This window comes from Aeromicrobium ginsengisoli, from assembly GCF_004134905.2.
Lineage (GTDB): Bacteria > Actinomycetota > Actinomycetes > Propionibacteriales > Nocardioidaceae > Aeromicrobium > Aeromicrobium ginsengisoli.
In genome coordinates this window covers 905473-925550 of record NZ_SDPQ02000002.1, presented here as the reverse complement: position 1 = coordinate 925550, position 20078 = coordinate 905473, and the positions used below count along the sequence as shown (strand labels likewise).

Annotated in this window: 17 protein-coding genes; 7 read left to right on the top strand and 10 right to left on the bottom strand. The window is 68.4% G+C overall.

The features are described 5' to 3' along the window. Positions 1-32 precede the first annotated feature (32 nt). Both ESP70_RS11385 and ESP70_RS11380 read right to left on the bottom strand, forming a co-directional pair. Positions 33-2921, bottom strand: a complete 2889-nt coding sequence (locus ESP70_RS11385; RefSeq protein ID WP_149689369.1) for a virginiamycin B lyase family protein — start codon at positions 2919-2921, stop codon at positions 33-35. 457 nt (positions 2922-3378) lie between these two features. Continuing rightward, a complete protein-coding gene (locus ESP70_RS11380) occupies positions 3379-4026 on the bottom strand; it encodes a TetR/AcrR family transcriptional regulator (RefSeq protein ID WP_149689368.1) in 648 nt (215 codons plus the stop codon). 119 nt (positions 4027-4145) lie between these two features. Between ESP70_RS11380 and ESP70_RS11375 the strand changes: the two genes are divergently transcribed. The 6 genes from ESP70_RS11375 (at position 4146) to ESP70_RS11350 (ending at position 7466) form a co-directional block, all read left to right on the top strand. After that, positions 4146-4565 carry a VOC family protein gene (locus ESP70_RS11375; RefSeq protein WP_149689367.1) on the top strand — a complete coding sequence of 140 codons (420 nt, stop codon included), beginning with the start codon at positions 4146-4148 and terminating at the stop codon, positions 4563-4565. 1 nt (position 4566) lies between these two features. After that, positions 4567-5073 carry a luciferase domain-containing protein gene (locus ESP70_RS11370; protein ID WP_149689366.1) on the top strand — a complete coding sequence of 169 codons (507 nt, stop codon included), beginning with the start codon at positions 4567-4569 and terminating at the stop codon, positions 5071-5073. Further along, entirely contained in the window at positions 5070-5708 is a 639-nt protein-coding gene (locus tag ESP70_RS20320; RefSeq protein WP_149689365.1) for a hemerythrin domain-containing protein, read from the top strand. Before ESP70_RS11370 ends, ESP70_RS20320 begins: the two co-directional genes overlap by 4 nt. Next, entirely contained in the window at positions 5705-5923 is a 219-nt protein-coding gene (locus tag ESP70_RS20315) for a helix-turn-helix domain-containing protein (protein WP_223148705.1), read from the top strand. Before ESP70_RS20320 ends, ESP70_RS20315 begins: the two co-directional genes overlap by 4 nt. 428 nt (positions 5924-6351) lie before the next feature. After that, on the top strand, positions 6352-6795 hold the full coding sequence (locus tag ESP70_RS11355; protein WP_223148704.1) for a sensor histidine kinase: 444 nt from the start codon (positions 6352-6354) through the stop codon (positions 6793-6795). Next, the gene (locus ESP70_RS11350; RefSeq protein WP_149689362.1) at positions 6792-7466 is read left to right on the top strand and encodes a response regulator; all 675 of its coding nucleotides are present in this window, start codon (positions 6792-6794) and stop codon (positions 7464-7466) included. Before ESP70_RS11355 ends, ESP70_RS11350 begins: the two co-directional genes overlap by 4 nt. A gap of 12 nt (positions 7467-7478) precedes the next feature. Here the strand turns inward: ESP70_RS11350 and treZ are convergent, their stop codons facing one another. After that, positions 7479-9152 carry a malto-oligosyltrehalose trehalohydrolase gene (treZ, locus tag ESP70_RS11345; protein ID WP_149689361.1) on the bottom strand — a complete coding sequence of 558 codons (1674 nt, stop codon included), beginning with the start codon at positions 9150-9152 and terminating at the stop codon, positions 7479-7481. Next, complete coding sequence (locus ESP70_RS11340; RefSeq protein ID WP_149689360.1) at positions 9149-10156, bottom strand: aldo/keto reductase family protein; 1008 nt, start codon at positions 10154-10156, stop codon at positions 9149-9151. Before ESP70_RS11340 ends, treZ begins: the two co-directional genes overlap by 4 nt. A gap of 146 nt (positions 10157-10302) precedes the next feature. Between ESP70_RS11340 and ESP70_RS11335 the strand changes: the two genes are divergently transcribed. Further along, a complete protein-coding gene (locus tag ESP70_RS11335) occupies positions 10303-11583 on the top strand; it encodes an HNH endonuclease signature motif containing protein (protein WP_149689359.1) in 1281 nt (426 codons plus the stop codon). A gap of 11 nt (positions 11584-11594) precedes the next feature. Here ESP70_RS11335 and ESP70_RS11330 read toward each other — a convergent pair whose 3' ends face one another. The 6 genes from ESP70_RS11330 to ESP70_RS11305 form a co-directional block, all read right to left on the bottom strand. Continuing rightward, on the bottom strand, positions 11595-12203 hold the full coding sequence (locus ESP70_RS11330) for a TetR/AcrR family transcriptional regulator (RefSeq protein ID WP_149689358.1): 609 nt from the start codon (positions 12201-12203) through the stop codon (positions 11595-11597). 17 nt (positions 12204-12220) lie between these two features. Further along, on the bottom strand, positions 12221-12628 hold the full coding sequence (locus tag ESP70_RS11325) for an SPW repeat protein (protein ID WP_149689357.1): 408 nt from the start codon (positions 12626-12628) through the stop codon (positions 12221-12223). An 87-nt stretch (positions 12629-12715) separates the two neighbouring features. Then, complete coding sequence (treY, locus tag ESP70_RS11320; protein WP_149689356.1) at positions 12716-14989, bottom strand: malto-oligosyltrehalose synthase; 2274 nt, start codon at positions 14987-14989, stop codon at positions 12716-12718. Next, positions 14986-17097 carry a glycogen debranching protein GlgX gene (glgX, locus tag ESP70_RS11315; protein WP_149689355.1) on the bottom strand — a complete coding sequence of 704 codons (2112 nt, stop codon included), beginning with the start codon at positions 17095-17097 and terminating at the stop codon, positions 14986-14988. Before glgX ends, treY begins: the two co-directional genes overlap by 4 nt. A 23-nt stretch (positions 17098-17120) precedes the next feature. Next, entirely contained in the window at positions 17121-19076 is a 1956-nt protein-coding gene (gene malQ, locus ESP70_RS11310) for a 4-alpha-glucanotransferase (protein WP_149689354.1), read from the bottom strand. 182 nt (positions 19077-19258) lie between these two features. Next, positions 19259-20077 carry an enoyl-CoA hydratase/isomerase family protein gene (locus ESP70_RS11305; RefSeq protein WP_425458391.1) on the bottom strand — a complete coding sequence of 273 codons (819 nt, stop codon included), beginning with the start codon at positions 20075-20077 and terminating at the stop codon, positions 19259-19261. Position 20078: the final 1 nt, after the last annotated feature.

The following is a 20078-nucleotide window of genomic DNA, read 5'->3' as shown; positions in this document are numbered from 1 at the left end:
CACCCGTCGAGGCGACGTTCTTCAAGGCTGGGTTACCTCACCCTGATGTAGACGCTGCGGTGGCTTGAGGAGAACCCGGGGGTCGGGTAATACTTCGCGGTCAGCAGGTGGCGACCCCGCACGGTCGGATAGAACACCGTCGATGCCTTTCCGTTGCGGAGCTTCATCGTGCGGGTGACGCGTCCGCGGTAGTAGACCTTGATCGTCCCGGTGGGCGTCAGCCCGTACGCCGTCACGGTGAACGTGCTCGGCATGGCATGCCCACTGTCCAGCGTTCGGGTCTTGATCGCGATTCGGGTGCTGGTGCTGGCACTGAGGATCCGACCCGCCGAAGCGGTCGCCGAACCGGCCGAATCACCATCACGCTTCGCCGTCACCTTCACAGAGACCAGGTGACGTGCGTCCGCGGCCGTCAACCGGTACTTCGGCCCGTCTGCGCCGGCGATCGGATTGCCGTCGCGCTTCCACGCGTACGTCACGTCGAGACCGCTGATGTCCCACGCCCCGGTCTTCACGGTCAGCTGGTGACCCGCTTCCCGGCTCCCTGCGATGGTCGCGACCGGGTCACACGCGTCACCCACACCGTCGTGATCGGCATCGGCCTGGCTCGGGTTTGCCGTCAACACACAGTTGTCCGGGCCGTCGAGCTTCCCGTCATCATCGGCATCGGGATCGAACGGCTTCGGATCGTCGGCGTCGATGAGTCCGTCGTTGTCCTCGTCGTGGTTGCACGGATCGCCCACGTGGTCCGGGACCGTCCCCCGGTAGAGGTTCGGGAACGCTGGGTACCGGGTGAACCAGAGTGCACCGTCGGGGCCACCCATGACGTGCTGGATCGGCGGGAACAAGCTGCCGTTGGGGACGCCAAGGGGGTGGACCGGCGCGGTGTCGAACCGCGTGATCGCCCCGGTGGGAGTCATCCGCCACAGCGACCCCGCGGGGTCGTACGTGCTGAGGTCCGGGGCGCCGTCGACGATGTTGACCGCCTCCATCGAGAACCAGAGGTCGCCGTCGACGGCACTGATGGTCTTCGTTAGCTCGAGATCGAAGCCGGAATCGATCTCGTTCCTGGTGATGGTCCCGTCAGGGGTGATCCGGTCGATCCACCCAGCGGTGGCCGTGCCGCCCGCATTGGGGGTGTTTCCTATCACCCAGACGTTCCCGTCGGCATCCGCCGAGAGATCGGTGATCCGTGCATTCGCCTCGATGGGAAGCTCAGTGACGACGCCTGCGGTCGTGACGCGTGCGAGGCGGAACTGCGTACCGTTCTCATCGATCTCGGTGAACCACAGGCTCCCGCCGCTGCCAATGATCCTCGACGGCTCGCCAGTGATGCCCGCCCCGAATTCGGTGACTTCACCGCTAGGCGTGATGCGGCCGATCCGCTTGAGGCCACCCTCGGTGAACCAGAGGTTGCCGTCGGAACCCGTCGTGATGTCGGACGGGTGGGCTCCCGGTGAGATCCCGGCTGCAAACCGCGTGGAGACCCCGCTCGGTGTCATGCGGACGACCCGATCGCGGTCGACCTCGGTGAACCACACGTTGCCGTCGCGTCCGACGGTCAGGCTTCCCGGCGTCGACATGGTCTTCGCCCCGGACACGAGGTAGACGGCGCTGTGTCCGTCTGGTTCGACGTACCCGATGCCGAAGCCTCCCGCGAGGTACCACAGCCTGCCGTCGGGCCCGACGACCTCGTCGGACCCCAACGTCGGGTAGGAGGAGCCCGGCGAGGAGGTGATCCGGCCGTCTGGGGTCATCCGCGAGATCGCGGCCGTCGGGACGCTGGTCGATGCGCCGGTCCGGAGCCACAGGTTGCCATCGGAACCGACGCTGAGGCCTCCCAACTGCCAGATGTAACCGGCCATCGCCTGCAGCTCGGCGTCCGAGAGCTGGTCAAGGTACGACTGCATGGCCTCGGGGAAGAGGCCCTCCGGAACGGGAAGGTCCTTGAGGTCGACGAACGTGACCTGGCCCCCGGTGGTGACCTTTCCGATCCGTCCGCCGAAGCGCTCGCTGAACCAGAGGCTGCCGTCATCGGCGGTTGTGATCTCGGTGGGTCCGGCCGCGGGATTGTTCAGCAGGGACTCCACCTGGTCGCGGACGTCCTGCGGCGTGTCGTCGGGAAGGGTGGCGGTGCGCGGCGGCACGTCTATCACCATGACGTCACCGTCGGTCGAGATGTGTCCCAGCCGGCCGTGGAGGTCGGCGTACCAGACGTCGCCGTCCGGCCCCACCGTGAGGTCCTGCACCAGGGTGTCGCTCGGCAGGCCGTCTGTGAACAGCGTGACCTCGCCCGCCGGGGTCATACGACCGATAGCGGCTGTGGTCGTGCTGAACCACAGGTTGCCGTCTGTGCCCGTGGTGATCGAACCGGGTTGGTATGCCTCAGGGATCTCGAACGGTGTGACGGCGCCGGTGGGTGTGATGCGGTAGATGCTGTGGGTGTTCTGGCCGGTAAACCAGAGGTTCCCGTCGGGGCCGGCGGTGATGTCGCCAGGCTTGCTGTTGGCCGGGATCCCATCGCTGAACACCGTGGCCACGCCGTCGGTCGTGATGCGGCCGATACTGGCCGGTGATTGCGGCATCACGTACCAAAGGGATCCGTCGGGGCCCGCCGTGATCCGTCCGATGACCGTGGCCAGAGGGACACCGGCGGAGAACATGGTCATGACACCGGCCGGGGTGACCCGCCCGATGCCGATGGTGTCGGTGAACCAGATGTTCCCGTCCTCGCCCAAGGCAGTGAACTGAGGGAAGAACGCCGGCGCGTAGTCATTGAGGGCGCACAGGTGCTCCAGGTCCGACGATTCCGCGGCAGCCGAAGGCGAGGCAGAGGGCATGATGGCGGTGAGCGGGGCCGCCGTGAGGATCATCGCGACGATGGCGGTCCTCCACCGCTTGAGCTGCAGCGCACCAGCCATCGAATTTCCTCCTGTTGGGGCCGACCTCACCGGACACTCGGCAGTCCGTCCGAGTGTGCCGCCGGCGCCGATGCCTGTCGTCCGTGCCAGCACTGACGCCTTCTCGCCGGCTCGGGTTCGCGCAAGCACGCAAGCGTTGGTGCGTCTTGCCGCGGGCGACCATCGTCGACGGCTCTCCCCGATCAGCGCACGGGACTGAGCCTCGTTCAGGTCGGAAAGGCCGTCGATCAGGAAGACGCGCTCACCAATGTCCCGCCGAGACGGTCAGACTCACCTTTCGGTCGGTGCAGGAGCCTCGAGACAGAGGACCGGATTCCCCCAGAGATCGGCGGCCCTGGATGAGGGAACACATCGTCCCGCTGCTCGCCTCCCCATTGGCAGGCGTGGCAATCGATCGGCCGACCGACGCTCTTGATGATTGACGTCGCGACCGCGAACGCGTGTCTGCTGAGGTGGATCATTCTGCGACGCGGGTCGGGAAGAAATGGCGAGAGCAGGTCAGGTTCACCCAAGAAATCCAGCGCTCATGCGACCACCCGTGCTCAGTGACCAGGAGCAGGTAGGTGTCCTCACTGAGGACCGCGTACAGGATCCCGTGCGCGTCGTCTGACGAGAGCCCGGAGTCGAAGCCCTGGCGGGACGCGAGCGCCTCGACGACCAGACGGAATCCGTCGTAGCGGAGCTTCTTGTTGTGGGCCAGCACGTCGCCGACCTCGGGGTCGGCCGCGGCTGCCCGCATCACGTCGAACAGCGGGGCGGCGGACGCGATGACCCGGGCCGATTCCTGGCAGAAGCGACCGAGCGCCGCTGCGCCGTCCGGGTCGGCGAGCACCTGCTGGAACCAGTCGGTCTCGAGGATGCCGGTCGTCTCGGCGCCACTCAGAGCGTGGTCGAACGAGGCCTGAAGGATCGCGGTCTTGCTCCCGAAGGACATGTAGAGCGTCTGCACGGCGACTCCGGCTTCCTTCGCGATAGTTGCCATCGTCGTGGTGACGAAGCCGTCGCGGACAAACAGCGCGCTCGCCGCCTCGACGATCCTGCGGCGGGTCGCGCTGGCCTGCTCGGCCTTGCTCGTGCGGTTCTTGGCTCGCGATCCGGTTGCCACAAAAGCCTCCTCGTCCTCTTGACACTTGGTGTAATGCCATTCTACATTCCCGTCATGGAATTACGTTCCATCATGTTGTTCCATGACGAGATTCCACGATCATACGCAAAGGATTTACCATGAGCGATGCACCCCCGCTTGCTGGCTACCACCACCTCGGCATCACCGTTCGCGACATCGACGCCAGCGAGACTTGGTACACCGAGACCCTCGGCCTGGTCCGGGCCTTCGTCGAGCCCCACGACAACGAAACTGGATACGCCCGAGTGCTCACTCGGCCGGGCGTGCCCTTCTTCCTCGGCCTGGATCACCACGAGGAAGCCGACCGTCTTCCGTTCGACCCGCGACGGACGGGCCTCGATCACTTCGCCATCGCCGTCTCCACCGCGGATGAAGTGCATGCCTGGGCGGCACACTTCGACGCGCTCGGCATCGAGCACGAGCCCGTCCGCGAGATGACCGAGCCGATGCCGTTGGCGCTCGTCCTCCTGCGCGATCCGGACGGCATCGTGGTCGAGTTGATCTGGACCGGGGCCTGAGATGAGGCCGCTCGCGCCGAGGCATGGGCCACGGCCGGAGACCACCTCGAAGATCCCGCACAGCCAGATCGACCAGCAGCCCGTCGACAGCCGCTACCTGGACGGGGTGATCGATGAGGCAGCCAACTGGCCGGGAGTGAGCTTGGGCGAGTCGGGGATCTCCGTGGAAGGGGCGAGGGCCCTGATGCTCACCGACGACGCCACAGGCGGCCCAGCCGAAGCGTTCATGGTGGGGTCGGAGTTCTGCCACGGGCACGCCCAGGGCGACCACAGTCTCCATCTGACTCTGCCGGTCGAGCTGGCGAGATCCGGAGCCGAAGCCGGCTGGCTCGAACCGCACTTCCTTGCACTGACCGGGCAGCTGCCGCCGACCCACGTGATGCTCTACGCCCCGCGCGACCACGACGAGGCCGCCATCGGCCTGGAACTCGTCCATACCTCCTACCAGTTCGCTCTCGGCGTCCTCGCCTGGGCGTCAACCACCGCACCGAGTGAGGACCAATCATGACCGAGCACTTGACCCTGAACACCGTCGTCCACGCCGCGTTCCGACGTACGCTCGCGCGCTTCGACCGCGCCCTCGAGACCTTCCCGGCCGGGTCGCAGACCCGCGCCGACCAGCTCAAGCAGGCCTGGGACTTCTTCGACGAGGAGCTGCACCACCATCACCACTACGAGGAGGAGTTCTTCTGGCCGGCGCTGGAGAAGACGGACGCCGACCTCAGTGCGGTGATCGATCTCGACGACGAGCACGATGCGATGCGCGCCGCTCTCACGCAGGCCACGGCAGCGATGGCCACCCTCGCCACGGGCCCCGTCGCGTCGGCCGCGACCAACGCCCGCGCCGCGATTGACCACCTCAGCACCGTGCTGCTCGACCACCTTGCCCACGAGGAGCGCGACCTTGAACCGATCTCCGCGGCCTACAAAGACGCACCGCCCATGCGTGCCGCACTCGCCCAGGTGAAGAAGGCCCACCTGAAGAACATGGGCAACTTCGTCGAGTGGCTCCAGGACGGAGCCGACGACACGGATCTCGCCGGCATGCGCAAGGAACTTCCGCCTCCGGTCATCTTCCTGTTCGGGAAGCTCGCCGGACGCCGGTACCGACGCGACATCGCCCCGACCTGGACAACGACGTGAACCGCCTGACTGACCGAGAGAACCAGGTTCTCTCCCTTCTCGCCCAAGGTCTCGCAAACCGGGCGATCGCCGACCGGCTGGGCATGACCGAGCGCACCGCGGAAACTCACGTCAGTCGGATCTTTTGGAAGCTCGACCTACCAGACGACTCGACCGTCCACCGCCGGGTCCACGCGGCGCTCGCGCACGAGCGCGCGCTGGTCCGGGAGGACTAAGCCCGTTCGCTGCAAGGCCGGCCAGATCGCACAAGCTCCCCGCGATAGTTGCGCTGTGGGACGCTACGTCGATGCGCAGAGCGTCTCCCAGGCCGCGGAGGCAGACCCTGCCGCTCGGACAGTCCTCGAAGTGGGACATATTTTGAACCTGCCAGGCTCGACAGAGTCTGGCTTCGCCGACGTGGTGTAGTTGCAGCACACTGCCCTTCCGGGGAATGGGTCGAGGTTCAAATCCTCGCGCCCGCTCCATCCTTCGAAGTCGGCGCCCCGCTGCCGGAGACCTCCGCCGGTATGGACGTCGGTCTGAGGCGGGACACCCTTTGCCGCATTGTCCCTGTGCAGCGGGACAACGGGCCCTGCAATCTCTGATCACGCCGGTGGCAACATCCGCCCCGGACCATCAGAGAGGAAATGCAATATGTCCACCCATGTCGCTACCAGCAATCCGGTTCGTTCACGAGCTTCGCCCGCCGGCTCTCGACGACCGCGGCCTGGTCGGCGCGATACGACAGCTCGCCGAGACCCAGCCGATCCCCATCGACGTGGACGTCGGCAGCCTCGGGGCCACGTCGGCGGCCGTGGAGGTGGCGGCGTACCGGATCGTGGCGGAGTCGCTGACCAACGTGGTCCGGCACTCCCACGCAGACGCGGCTCGCGTACGTCTGGAGCGGACCGACCGCGATCTCGTCGTGGAGATCGTCGACGACGGCATCGGCATCGGCGAGGACGTGCAGGCCGGGGTCGGCCTGCTGTCGGTACGCGAACGCGCTGCCGAGCTCGGCGGCCGCGCCGAGGTCAAGTGCCCGTCGTCGGGTGGGACCTCGGTGCGGGCCGTGCTCCCCCTCGGCGCGACCGGAAAGGACGAGTCATGAGTGACGCGGACACCCTCAGCGTGGTCGTGGTCGACGACCACGCCATCGTGCGTGAGGGACTGGTGGCGTTGCTGTCGACCGCGGACGGCACTCACGTGATCGGCCAGGCCGCCGAGGCCGCCGAAGCTCTCACGCTGGTCGCCTCCGAGCAGCCCGATGTCGTGCTGATGGACATCCAGATGCCTGGCGAGCTGGACGGTGTCGAGGCCACGCGGCGCATCACTGCTGAGCACCCAAACGTCCGCGTGGTCATGCTCACCATGAGCGAGGACGACGACACCGTGGTCAGCGCGATCTGGGCCGGGGCCTCCGGCTATCTGCTCAAGGGCTCCGGTGCCGCCGAGGTCCTCGCGGCGGTGCGGACGGCGCACCAGGGCGGGATGGTGTTCGGCGCCCGCCTCGCGTCACGGGTGGCCGGCCTGTTCCAGGCATCGAGCGGCACCGCGGCCGTGAATCCGTCTCTGACTCACCTGACGGAGCGCGAGAACGAAGTACTGGAGCTGCTCGCGGCCGGGGTCAGCAACGACGCCATCGCACGCAAGCTGTTCGTCTCCAACAAGACCGTGCGCAACACCGTCTCCGAGATCTACGCCAAGCTGCATGCCAACGGCCGCGCCGAGGCCATCGTCAAGGCGCGCGAGGCAGGCTTCGGCCGGAACCCCGACTGCTGAAGGATCTGCGCATCAACCCCCGGACAGCAGCACGTGTTCCGGCGACTCGGGCGACCAGTCGGTCGTACGGACTTCGAAGGACTCCTCGGCGAACTTGACGACGACGCGCAGCGGGCCGCGGTGCATGACGAGCCAGGAGTCATCGTCGGCGACCTCGACGACGAAGCTGTCCAGCGACGGATCAGCCAGCTCTGGGTGTGAGCGGCGCAGCGCGATCAGGGAGCGATAGAGCGAGAGCATCGAGGCGTGCCCCGGCGAGGAGAGCTCCGACCAGTCGAGCGTCGAACGCTCGACCGTCGCCGGGTCCATCGGGTCGGGCACCTCGGACTCGCCCCACCCGTGCCGACCGAACTCGCGGCGACGACCGGTGCGTACGGCCTCAGCGAGCTCGGGATCGGGGAACGACGCGAAGAACTGCCACGGCGTGCTGGCCGCCCACTCCTCCCCCATGAACAGCATCGGCGTGTAGGGCCCCAGGAGCACGATCGCCGCACCGCACGCCTGCAGGCCGGGCGAGACGGACGCCGAGATGCGGTCGCCGGTGGCGCGGTTGCCGATCTGGTCGTGGTTCTGCAGGTATGCGAGGAAGGAGGTGCCGGTGAGCCGAGAGGTGTCGACCGGCCGGCCGTGCGTACGTTCGCGGAACGACGACCACGTGCCGGCGTGGAAGTACGCGCCACGCAACGTCGTGGCCAGCGCGCCGGGTGCGGCGAAGTCGGCGTAGTAGCCGTCGGTCTCCCCCGTCAGGCGTACGTGCAGCGCGTGGTGCAGGTCGTCGGACCACTGGGCATCCATGCCGAGCCCACCCGACGAGCGGGGTGTGACCATGCGCGGGTCATTGAGGTCGGACTCGGCGATCAAGGTCAGCGGCCGACCGAGGACAGCAGACATGCGTGCGGTCCCCGCCGACAGCTCCTCGAGCAACGTCAGCGCGCGCCGATCAGTCAGCGCGTGCACGGCATCGAGCCGCAGCGCGTCGACGTGGAAGTGCTCGAACCAGCCGAGCGCATTGTCGAGCACGTACCGCCGCACCTCGTCCGACTGCGGCCCGTCGAGATTGAGCCCGGGCCCCCAGTCGTTCTGGCCGGCGAAGTAGGGGCCGAAGCGGTCGAGGTAGGCACCCGACGGCCCGAGGTGGTTGTAGACGACGTCGAGCACGACGCCGAGCCCCCGCGCATGGCACGCGTCGACGAACCGCTTGAACCCGTCCGGCCCCCCATACGGCTCGTGCACGGCGCCCCACAGCACGCCGTCGTAGCCCCAGCCCGCATCGCCGTCGAACGAGTTGACCGGCAGCACCTCGACGAGGTCGATGCCGAGGTCGACGAGGTGGTCGAGCCGCTCGACGGCGGCGTCGAACGTACGCCCGGGAGTGAACGTGCCGACGTGCAGCTCGTAGATCACCGCCCCCTCGAGCGCGCGGCCCTCCCACGACGAGTCGCTCCACGCGAAGGCGTCGTGGTCGTACGTCCTGGAGGCCGCGTGCACGCCGTTGGGCTGCCACTGCGAGCGCGGGTCGGGCAGCGGGGTGTCGTCATCGCCCAACAGGAACGCGTAGTCGGTGCCCGAAGGGACGTCGGCATCCGCATGCCACCAGCCGCCCTCGCCGAGACGCAGCTCGTGGTTGGTGCCACCGACCCTCAGGCGTACGCGCTGGAGGTCGGGGCACCAGACCGTGAACGTCACCTGACGACGCGGGTTTCCGGCGACTTGGTCTGCGCCGGGTCGGTCTCGGGCAGGTCGCCGAGTGCCTCGTCGACCGCCTTGAGCACGTCGTCATCGAGCTTGATGCCCGAAGCCTGCGCGTTGGACTCGACCTGCTCGGGCCGCGAAGCACCGACGATCGCCGCCGCGACGTTGTCGTTGGCGAGCACCCAGGCGACGGCGAGCTGCGCCATCGTGATGTCGAGGCCGTCGGCGATCGGCTGGAGCTTCTGCACCGCGGTCAGCACTTCGTCGTCGAGGAAGCGCTTGATCATGTCGGCGCCACCCTTCTCGTCGGTGGCACGACTGCCCTCGGGCGGTGCGGCGCCCGGCTTGTACTTGCCGCTGAGCACGCCCTGCGCGATCGGCGACCAGACGATCTGCGAGATGCCGAGCTCCTTGCTCGTGGGCACGACCTCGCCCTCGATGACGCGCCAGAGCATGGAGTACTGCGGCTGGTTGGAGATCAGCTGGATGCCGAGGTCCTGGGCGAGCGCGTGGCCGGCGCGGATCTGGTCGGCGGTCCACTCGCTGACGCCGATGTAGAGCGCCTTGCCCTGGCGGACCACGTCGGCGAATGCCTGCATGGTCTCCTCGAGCGGCGTCTCCACGTCGTAGCGGTGAGCCTGATAGAGGTCGACGTAGTCGGTGCCGAGCCGTTCGAGCGAGCCGTTGATCGACTCCATGATGTGCTTGCGCGACAGTCCGGTGTCGTTGGGTCCGCCGGGGCCGGTCGGCCAGTAGACCTTGGTGAAGATCTCCAGCGATGCCCGGCGCTCGCCCTTGAGCGCCTCGCCGAGGACGGACTCGGCCTTGGTGTTGGCATAGACGTCGGCGGTGTCGAACGTCGTGATGCCCGAGTCGAGGGCAGCCCGTACGCACGCCAGTGCGGCGTCGTTCTCGACCTGCGAGCCGTGCGTGAGCCAGTTGCCGTAGATGATTTCGCTGACCTTGAGGCCGCTGTTCCCGAGATATCTGAAGTCCATGATTCGAGCCTAGTGGCGCGCTCCACAGCGGCATCTCAGAGATCGGATCCCGGTTGCCCACATCCCCGGTTCGGCGCGATGGACAGTGTCGGAGGCGTGGTCTAGTCTGGGATCAGTCGAACATACGTTCTAATGATCGGGGGATCATGGTTGCCGAGCTCGTGCCATCGCCGCCACCGTTGGTGGGCTGCCTGGACGCGCTCGATGCCGTGCTGGACGACATGCCGGTCGAGGCATACGCCTCGTTGGATCCGGTCATGCGTCGTCACGCGGTCGAACGGTTGCGCCGCCTCAAGGCCCGTATCGCTGGGCAGGAGCTCGCGGCCGTACGCGCCCTGGATGCCGGGCTGGGTGACAAGGCCCGCACCGGCGAAGTCCTGGCCCGTGGATTCGGGCGCGACAAGTGGGAGGCCGACCGGTCCGTCCGAGTCGCCAAAGCACTCTCGGCCGCACCCAAGACTGAGGACGCGTTGGCCGCCGGTGAGCTGGCCGAGACCCAGGCCGCGGTCATCGCCAGCACCATGGCCGACCTCCCAGAGGGTGTCACCGCCGATCAGCGGGCCGCATGTGAGAAGTCGCTGATTGCTGATGCGAAACGGTTCCCGATCAAGGACCTACGCCAACGCGCCCTGCGGGTCAGCGACACGTTCAAGCAGCCCGCCGACGCCAAGGTCGACGAGGACGAAGCGCTCCGGTTGCGGGAGAAGAGGGCCTGGGCGCGGACCGAGGCCTGGTTGGTCGACGACCACGACGGCACCTGGCGATTCGGCGGACGCCTGCCAGCCCTCCACGGCGAAATGCTCAGATCAGCGTTGGACGCGATCGCCGCACCCCGCCGTCGTCACCTCACCCCCGACCAGGAGCGCGACCAGGACGAGCTGACCTATTCGCAGAGGATGGGTCGAGCGTTCGCGCACCTCATCGAGCGGTTGCCGACTGACAAGCTGCCCACCGCTGGTGGCACCCCGGCGGTGATCACGGTCAACATCGACCTGGCCGACTTGAAGAAGAAGGTCGGCGCCGCGACGTTGACCACCGGCACCCGGATCAGCTCCAGCGAACTGCGACGCCTGGCCTGCAACCACGGCATCCTGCCCATGGTCTTCAACGGCCAACCGTTGCCGTTGGACATGGGTCGCGCCAAAAGGTTGTTCACCCCCGCCCAACGGATCGCGATCGCCAACCGCGACCTCGGCTGCATCACCCCAGGCTGCGAAGCACCACCCAGCTGGTGCGAAGGCCACCACTGGAAACAAGACTGGGCCCAAGGCGCCACCACCAACATCAACGACGGCACCCTCATGTGCTCCCGGCACCACCACCAAGCCCACGACGAAAACTGGCAATTCCGCCAAACCCCCGACGGCATCATCGAAATCAAGAAACCCCGAGGCGTCTGGCAACGCAACCACCGCTGGCGACCCTGACCGGCGTGTGGTCAGGCAGACGACAGGCCGGCGGCGACGATGCGCGCTGCGGCATCGAGGTCCGGCAGCGGACCGTTGAACCGACGCGCGTTCGCATCGTGAAGCAATACGGCGACGTACGTGTCCGCGGCGCCGTGCCGGCGACGCCGGTCCAGCGCCTTGGGACTGGCCGCGTCGAGCACGCGCTCGGTCAGCTCGACCAGCCCATCGCGCAACGCCTCCAGGTGCTGGCCGACCTCCGGGTGCGTGCCGGCCTCGCGGAACACGATCGTCGTCACCTCGGGCGACTGCGACTGCGTATGGCTGAAGCTCTGAGCCAACCGGACTAGTGAGCCGTGGAGGTCACCCTTCGTCGCGATGCCACTCGCGAGGCGCTTCGGGGGTGCGGGCAGGCGCTCGGTGAGCAGGCAGCGCAGCAGGTCGATCTTGCGAGGGAAGTAGTAGAAGAGCAGACCCTTCGCGACCTTCGCCCGTGCCGCGATCCGCGCGGTGGGCGTGGCGTCGAAACCATCGCTCGCGATGAGCTGCTCCGCGGCGTCGAGGATGCGGTCGCGAGCGTCGACGTCCATGCTCCCGGCGCGCCGGACTCGCCCGGCGTGATCCGAGCGAGTCCGCGCCATGATGAATCCTTCCGTGACTAGACGGTCAACCCGCCACCGTGATGCGACCGATGCCCCATGGCGTAGTCGGCGACGCCGACCACCAGGGCGATCGCGCCGACCACCCAGGCCGTGAGCGCCATGTCATCGACCTTGTCGAAATTCATGACCCAGGGCGAGGCGATGAACAAGATGCCCATCAACGCCATCAGGCCTTCTGCGATCTCGCCTGGCCGAGCCAAGGAGTAGAGCGCTATGCACGCGGTCACGACTCCGAGCACGACCATCGTGGTAGTCGCGTCGTCCGTCGTGTCCGTCCAGATCGGCGAACACGCCGCGTACACACCAGCAGCCAGGGCAACAAAGTCCAGAGGATGAGCCCATTTCTTCATCACGTCCAACCACCTACTTTCCACTTCGAGACCCGTCGATTGGAGGCGGATCACTCACCTTGAGTGTGCGCCTGATTGACCGCCCGGTCAAGATCGAATTTGCCCTGCAACCAGAGAGTGAAAGCAGTGTGAAACGGAGGGCTATGACCTGACGAGAAGGGCCACCGGATAGCGCGTGAGCACGGCGGACAGCTCTGCGACGCCGCCGGCGATGGTGGCTCCGGTGATGAGGTCGGTCCACTCCCCCTCCCCGAGCGTCAGGGTCGTGTCACCCCAACCGCCCGCGGCTTCGAGGCCGACCGGCAACCTGGTGCCGACGACCACGAGGTCCTCGCTGCGGGCGTATGCCAGAGCGTGCGCCGCAGCCGGACCATCCGCTGACAGCGACCGGTATCCCTCGAACAGCTCGGGACGGTCGCGCCGCAGGGTGAGAGCTCGCTGCACGACGAACAGCTTGGTCGCGCCCGAGACGTCGAGCTCGGGCACGAGCCCCTCGTCGAACCGGGCCAGCATCTCGCGGCGGAGGTCGTAGTCGACCGGGCGGCGATTGTCCGGGTCGACGAGCGAGAAGTCCCACAGCTCGGTGCCCTGATAGACGTCGGGCACACCGGGGGCCGTGAGCTGGACGATCTTCTGGGTCAGCGAGTTGGACCAGCCCGGCCACTCGATCCGGCGGACGAACGCCTCCACCTCGTCGCCGACCTCATCGCGTACGCGGGCGGGCCACGCCGCGACCGACTTCTCGAACTCCTCGTCCGGCTCGGTCCAGGTCGTGCGGAGCTTGGACTCGCGCGCGGCCTTGAGCAGGTAATCACCGAGTCGCTCGTCGCTGATCGGCCAGGCGCCGACGAGCGTCTGCCACGCCAGCAGGTTGAGGGACGGCTCGTCGATGCCGCAGCGCTCGGTCCACGAGGCGACGGCGTCGGCGAAGTCGTCCGCGACCTCGGCCAGCACGGCCATGCGGGCTCGGGTGTCTTCCGAGCGCTTGGTGTCATGGGTCGTTAGGGCCGTCATGGTCGCGGGCCGGCCGGCGTCGCGCTCGGCAGCAAGCCGGTGGAACTCGTCGACGCCCATGCCCCAGACCTCGGGCGAGCCGCCGACCTCGTTGAGCGCCGCGAAGCGGGTGAACCGGTAGAACGTGGTGTCCTCGGTGCCCTTGGCGACGACCATGCCGGAGGTCTGCTGGATGCGCGTCGCGAGCTCGCCCTCGGGATCGCCGCGCACCTGCTGGTCGAGCGTGGTGAGCGCGGCGTCGAGATCGGGACGACGGTCGCGGGCACGCTCGACGGCGTCGGTCCAGGTCGACTCCACCTCAGGCAGGTACGACCGATAGACGCCGAACGCGATCATCGTCTCGGCCACGGCGGCTCGCGCTGCGTCAACGTCAACGCCGTCGAGGAGGCCGGCGATTCGCCGGACCTCGGCGACGAGGATCGTGTCGGTGACGAGCCGCCGCGCCTCCTGCTCGACCGCGGCGTAGTCCGTACGGACGCCGAGCCGGTCCGCGAGCTTGGTGAACGCCTCCTCGCCGGCCGGATCGAGGAGCACGCCGAGCGTCTCGCGCATCGCGTCGTAGCCCGTCGTCCCCTCGACGGGCCAGCTCTCCGGCAGGTGCTCACCGGGGTGCAGGATCTTCTCGATGACGATCCACGCGTGAGGCGCCGCGTCACGCAGCCGGCGGACGTACGCTCCGGGATCGGCGAGCCCGTCGGGATGATCGATCCGCAGGCCGGTGACCTCCTCCGCGTTGACCCACGTGAGGATCTCGCGGTGGGTGTCGTCGAACACCTCGGGCCGTTCGACGGTCACCGCGGCCAGGGTCGTGATGTCGAAGAACCGGCGATAGTTCAGCTCGGTGTTGCCGCGCCGCCAGTCGACCAGCTCATAGTGCTGCCGGTCGTGGACCTCTTGAGGCGACCCTTCACCCGTTCCGGGTGCGATCGGGAAGCGATGGTCGAAGTAGACCAGCTCGTCGCCCTCGACCGTGAGCTTCGCGAGGTCGTCGGCAGACCCCAGCACCGGCACCAGCACGCGACCTCGCGACCAGTCGATGTCGAAATGGTTCGCATAGGCCGAACGCGATCCGTCTCGCAAGACGTGTCGCCACCAAGGGTTGGCCGAGGGGACCTCGACCGACATGTGGTTGGGCACGATGTCGACGACGACGCCGAGCCCGGCCTCGCGGGCGGCCGCCGTGAGCGAGCGGAAGCCGTCCTCGCCGCCCAGCTCCTCGCGCATGCGCGTGGGGTCCGTGACGTCATAGCCGTGCGTCGAGCCGGGCGTCGCCTCGAGGACCGGCGAGACGTAGACGGCGCCGATGCCGAGATCGCGCAGGTACGCGACGACTCCTCGCGCGTCAGCGAAGTCGAAGCCGGGCCGCAGCTGAAGCCGGTACGTCGAGGCGGGAGCGGTCATGACATCACCCGCTGCAGCGCGACCAGCGACCGCGCCGACACGTTGAGCACCGCTCCGGCGTCGAACATGTCGCCGCCCGGCTGCTCGACAGCGCCCGTCGCGGTGTCGACCACGACGGTCCACGTCGCACCGTAGTCGCCGTCGGGCAGCGTGAACTCGATGTCCTCGTGGTGCGCGTTCAACGCCAGCAGGAACGAGTCGTCAGTGATCCGCACGCCGCGCAGGTCGCGATCTGCGATCGCGTCGCCGTTGAGGAACACGGCGATCGACCGGCCGAACGCGTCGTCCCAGTTCTGCTCCTTCATCTCCTCGCCCGACGGCGTGAACCAGGCGATGTCGCGCAGCTCGTCGGCCTTGCGGATCGGCTTGCCCTGGAAGAAGCGCCGACGGCGGAACACCGGATGGCGGTGGCGGAACGCCGTCAAGGACGAGGTGAAGTGGAGCAGGTCGGTCTCGTCCTCGTCGAGGTGCCAGTCGACCCACGCGATCTCGTTGTCCTGGCAGTACGCGTTGTTGTTGCCGCCCTGCGTGCGCCCGAGCTCGTCGCCGTGCACCACCATCGGGACGCCCTGCGACAGCAGCATCGTGGCCAGCAGGTTGCGGCGCTGCCGATACCGCAACGCGAGCACCTCGGCATCGTCGGTCGGGCCCTCGACGCCGCAGTTCCACGAGCGGTTGTCGTCGGCGCCGTCGCGGCCCTCCTCGCCGTTGGCCTCGTTGTGCTTGTCGTTGTACGAGACCAGGTCGGTCAACGTGAACCCGTCATGGGCCGTCACGAAGTTGATCGAGGCGTAGGGGCGCCGGCCGTTGTCCTGGTAGAGGTCGGATGACCCGGTGATGCGCGACGCGAACTCGCCGAGGGTCGCCGGCTCACCGCGCCAGAAGTCGCGGACCGTGTCGCGGTAGAGGCCGTTCCACTCGGTCCATTGGGGCGGGAACCCGCCGACCTGGTAGCCGCCGGGGCCGACGTCCCACGGCTCGGCGATGAGCTTGACCTGGCTGACGACGGGGTCCTGCTGCACGAGCTCGAAGAACGTCGCGAGCTTGTCGACGTCATAGAACTCCCGCGCCAACGTCGCCGCGAGGTCGAAGCGGAAGCCGTCGACGTGCATCTCGGTGACCCAGTAGCGCAGCGAGTCCATGATGAGCTGCAGCGTCTGCGGGCTGCGGACGTTGAGCGAGTTGCCGGTGCCGGTGTAGTCCATGTAGTGCTGCTCGTCGTCCTCGACGAGGCGGTAGTAGGCGCAGTTGTCGATCCCGCGCATCGAGAGCGTCGGCCCGAGGTGGTTGCCCTCGGCAGTGTGGTTGTAGACGACGTCGAGGATGACCTCGATGTCGGCCTCGTGCAGCGCCCGCACCATGCCCTTGAACTCCTCGACCTGGCGGCCCGGGCGGGAGGCGTACGCGTCATGAGGCGCGAAGAAGCCGATCGTGTTGTAGCCCCAGTAGTTGGTCAGGCCCTTCTCCGACAGGTAGTGATCGGTGATGAACTGGTGCACCGGCAGCAGCTCGATCGCCGTGACGCCCAGCGACTTGAGGTGCGCCACGATCGCCGGGTGCGCGATGCCGGCGTAGGTCCCGCGGAGGCTCTCGGGGATGTCCGGGTGGGTCTGGGTCAGGCCCTTGACGTGTGCCTCGTAGATCACGGTCTCGTTGTAGGGCGTGCGAGGCTGCCGGTCGTTGGCCCAGTCGAAGAACGGGTTGACCACCAGCGAGAACGGTACGTGGCCGGCCGAGTCGTCGTCGTTGCGCTCCTCGGGGCGGTCGAGGTCGTACGCGAACAGTGCCGGGTCCCAGTCGAGCTCGCCGCCGATCGCCTTGGCGTACGGGTCGATCAGCAGCTTGTGGGGGTTGCAGCGCGCACCGGTGGCGGGGTCGTACGGCCCGTGCACGCGGTAGCCGTAGCGCTGGCCGGGGCCGACGCCGAGCAGGAAGCCGTGGTGGACGAAGCCGTCGACCTCTTCGAGCCGCACGCGCGTCTCGTCGCCGGCCTCGTCGAACAGGCACAGCTCGACGTACTCGGCCAGCTCGGAGAACAGCGCGAAGTTGGTGCCGGTGCCGTCGAACGTCGCGCCCAACGGATAGGACCTGCCGGGCCAAGGCTGCACAGAGTCTCCCTCGTGGATGTCGGTCATGACGCGGGCCGGGCCGCACGGAGCGGGGCCACGGACGCGTGTACCCGTTCGTCGGCAAAGAACGCGTCGAGATCGACGGGAAGCGGGATGCGCCAGTTGGGATACTCGTCGACCGTGCCCGGCAGGTTGGGCTGTTGCACCTGGCCGACCGCATCGGCGGGCGAGCTGAGCACGAGCCGCGACGCGGCCCGCGCGATGACCGCGTGCAGCGCCACGACCGGGTCGTCAGTCGGTATGCCCTCGGCCGTGAGCAGGTCGAACAGCGCCTCCCGGTCCGCCGCCGCCTGGGCGTACGCCTGGTCGGCCGGCCCGTCGAGCAGCCCGAGGTCGGCCTGGACGCGGATGCGCTCGTCCTGCAGCCACCCCGTGACGGTCGGCAGGTCGTGCGTGCTGATGCTGGCCATCGTCTCGGGCTCCCAGTCCTGCGGCGGGACGTGCGGCTGACCCGGAGCGTCCCAGTCGCGCTCGAACCACAGCACCGCCGAGCTCAGGATGCCGCGCGCGTGCATCGTCTCGGTCACGACCTCCTCGACCGTGCCGAGGTCCTCGCCGACGACGATCGCGCCCGCACGGTGCGCCTCGAGCGTCAGCACCGCGAGCATCACGTCGGAGTCGTAGTGCACGTACGTCCCGCGGTGCGCGGGCTCGCCCGGCGGGATCCACCACAGGCGCCACAGGCCCGCGATGTGGTCGATGCGGATGCCGTCGCCGTGGCGCAGGACGCTGCGGATCACGTCGCGGAACGGCGCATAGCCGGACTCGGCGAGCTTGTCGGGGCGCCACGGCGGCAGGCCCCAGTCCTGGCCCAGCGGGTTGAACGCGTCGGCGGGACACCCCACGCGTACGTCGGACGCGAACGTGTCCTGCAGGGCCCACGCGTCGGCGCCGCCGGGATGTACCCCGACGGGCAGGTCGTGGACGATGCCGACCGCCATGCCGGCGTCGTGTGCGGCCGCGCGGGCGGCGTCGAGCTGGTCGCGGCAGAGCACCTGGAGCCAGGCGTGGAAGTCGATGCGACTGGCCAGCGACGTGCGGGCCCCGGCGACGGCGTCGCCCGCGGGATCGCGCAACTCCTCGGGCCACTCGCGCCAGTCGGCGCCGTGCAGCTCCGCCAGGGCGGCGAAGGTGGCATACGCGTCGAGGTCCGGGTCGTCCCGGTCGACCGTGCCGGCGTGGACCCAGAGCAGCTCGAGCGCCGCCAGTTTGGCCGCCCAGACGGCGTCGTAGTCGATCAGCTCGGTGTGCTGATCCGGCATCAGCGCGAGCACGTCCTCGCGGGCCCGGTCGTCGGCAGCCGCGAACGCCGCGGTGTCGGTCACCCGGAGGTAGAGCGGGTTGGCGAAACGCCGGCTCGCCGGTGAGTAGGGCGAGCGCTCGAGCGGGTGCGACGGCATGAACGCCTGCACGGGGTTGACCAGCAGCACCCCGGCGCCCTGCTCAACACCGGCGCGGCGGGCCGTCTCGGCCAGGTCGCCGTAGTCGCCCATCCCCCACGACGTGGCGGACCGCAAGGCGTACAGCTGCAGCATCCAGCCCCACGTGCGCGGGACCTCGGGCATCCGGGCCGGCGCGACGACGACCGTGATCTCCTGGTCGCCGGTGACGAAGCGGTGCCAGCCCAGGGGCAGGTCCGCCGGCAGCTCGCCGTCGACGGCAAGCTCAGAGCCGTCCTCGAGCAGCAGTCGGCCGGCGACCCCGACCGCGCGCCCGGTCCCCTGAGTCACGGCGATCGTCGCGGGCAGGGGCCGTCGGGCAAGCTCGGCCTCGACGAGTGCGAGCTCGCGCTCGATCGACTCAGGGCTGCTGGCATCGACGTCGAGCCGGGCCAGCACCGCGATCACGATCTCGGCGTCGACCGTCACGAGCTCACGGTCGGAACCCTCGTAGGCCATGGCGACGCCGTGAGCGGCGGCGAGCCGGTTCAGCGCGTCAGTGTCGTCGGTCGCGGCCATGCGGTCCAGCATCCCCGGTGGCGGGGCCGCTTTCCAAACCGGTGGTCACGAACGCAGCACGCGCGCGCATCTGGCGTGGTGGATCGAAGATCGCCAGGCCACGGACTGCGAGCATGCGGGCCAGGAGCAGAGACGTGCGCATGGACATGGGGGTACCCCGCTGGCGCGGGGCGAACCCCACCTCAGCTGCCGCTGAAGGTGGCCTTGCCCGGACCGTTCTCGATGAACGAGTCCATGCCCGCGGACTGGTCATCGGTCGCCCAGAGCGCGGCGAACTCCGAGCGCTCGATCTCGAGGCCCGTCTGCAGGTCGACCTCGAGGCCACGGTCGACCGCGCTCTTGGCGGCGCGCAGCGCGAGGGCGGGACCGCCGACGAACTGCGACGCCCACTCGACGGCCTTGAGATAGACCTCGTCGGCGGGATGCAGCTGGTCGACGAGACCGATCGCGAGCGCCTCGTGGGCGTCGACGAACCGGCCGGTGTAGATCAGGTCCTTGGCCTTGGCCGGGCCGACAAGGCGGGACAGGCGCTGCGTGCCGCCCGCCCCGGGGATGATGCCGAGCAGGATCTCGGGCTGGCCGAGCTTGGCGTTGTCGGCGGCAAAACGTACGTCCGTCGCCAGTGCCACCTCGCAGCCACCTCCGAGGGCGAAGCCGGTGATCGCCGAGACCGTGGGCTTGCCGAGCGCGGCGAGCGCCCGGGTGAACGCCTGCAGCAGGTGGGCGTGCCGGCTGATGTCCTGATAGGACATCGCCGCCATCTCCTTGATGTCGGCGCCGGCCGCGAAGGCGCGCTCCCCGCCGTAGACGACGACCGCGGCGACGTCGTCACGGCGATCGGCCTCCTCGCACGCCTCGATGATCTCGCGCTGCATCTGCGCGTCGAGAGCGTTCATCTTGGGCCGGTCGAGCCGGATCGTGCCCACCCCGTCGCTGACCTCGAGTCGTACGAACTCACCCATCGTGCCTCCAGCCGCGTCGTCGGGCGGTCGTCCCGCCATC

Excerpts from the sequence above, each read along its gene's own strand:
- ESP70_RS11385 (WP_149689369.1), bottom strand. The coding sequence starts at position 2,921 with ATGGCTGGTGCGCTGCAGCTCAAGCGGTGGAGGACCGCCATCGTCGCG.
- ESP70_RS11375 (WP_149689367.1), top strand. The coding sequence starts at position 4,146 with ATGAGCGATGCACCCCCGCTTGCTGGCTACCACCACCTCGGCATCACC.
- ESP70_RS11370 (WP_149689366.1), top strand. The coding sequence starts at position 4,567 with ATGAGGCCGCTCGCGCCGAGGCATGGGCCACGGCCGGAGACCACCTCG.
- ESP70_RS20320 (WP_149689365.1), top strand. The coding sequence starts at position 5,070 with ATGACCGAGCACTTGACCCTGAACACCGTCGTCCACGCCGCGTTCCGA.
- ESP70_RS11355 (WP_223148704.1), top strand. The coding sequence starts at position 6,352 with ATGTCGCTACCAGCAATCCGGTTCGTTCACGAGCTTCGCCCGCCGGCT.
- ESP70_RS11350 (WP_149689362.1), top strand. The coding sequence starts at position 6,792 with ATGAGTGACGCGGACACCCTCAGCGTGGTCGTGGTCGACGACCACGCC.
- ESP70_RS11340 (WP_149689360.1), bottom strand. The coding sequence starts at position 10,156 with ATGGACTTCAGATATCTCGGGAACAGCGGCCTCAAGGTCAGCGAAATC.
- ESP70_RS11335 (WP_149689359.1), top strand. The coding sequence starts at position 10,303 with ATGGTTGCCGAGCTCGTGCCATCGCCGCCACCGTTGGTGGGCTGCCTG.
- ESP70_RS11330 (WP_149689358.1), bottom strand. The coding sequence starts at position 12,203 with ATGGCGCGGACTCGCTCGGATCACGCCGGGCGAGTCCGGCGCGCCGGG.
- treY (WP_149689356.1), bottom strand. The coding sequence starts at position 14,989 with ATGACCGCTCCCGCCTCGACGTACCGGCTTCAGCTGCGGCCCGGCTTC.
- malQ (WP_149689354.1), bottom strand. The coding sequence starts at position 19,076 with ATGGCCGCGACCGACGACACTGACGCGCTGAACCGGCTCGCCGCCGCT.
- ESP70_RS11305 (WP_425458391.1), bottom strand. The coding sequence starts at position 20,077 with ATGGCGGGACGACCGCCCGACGACGCGGCTGGAGGCACGATGGGTGAG.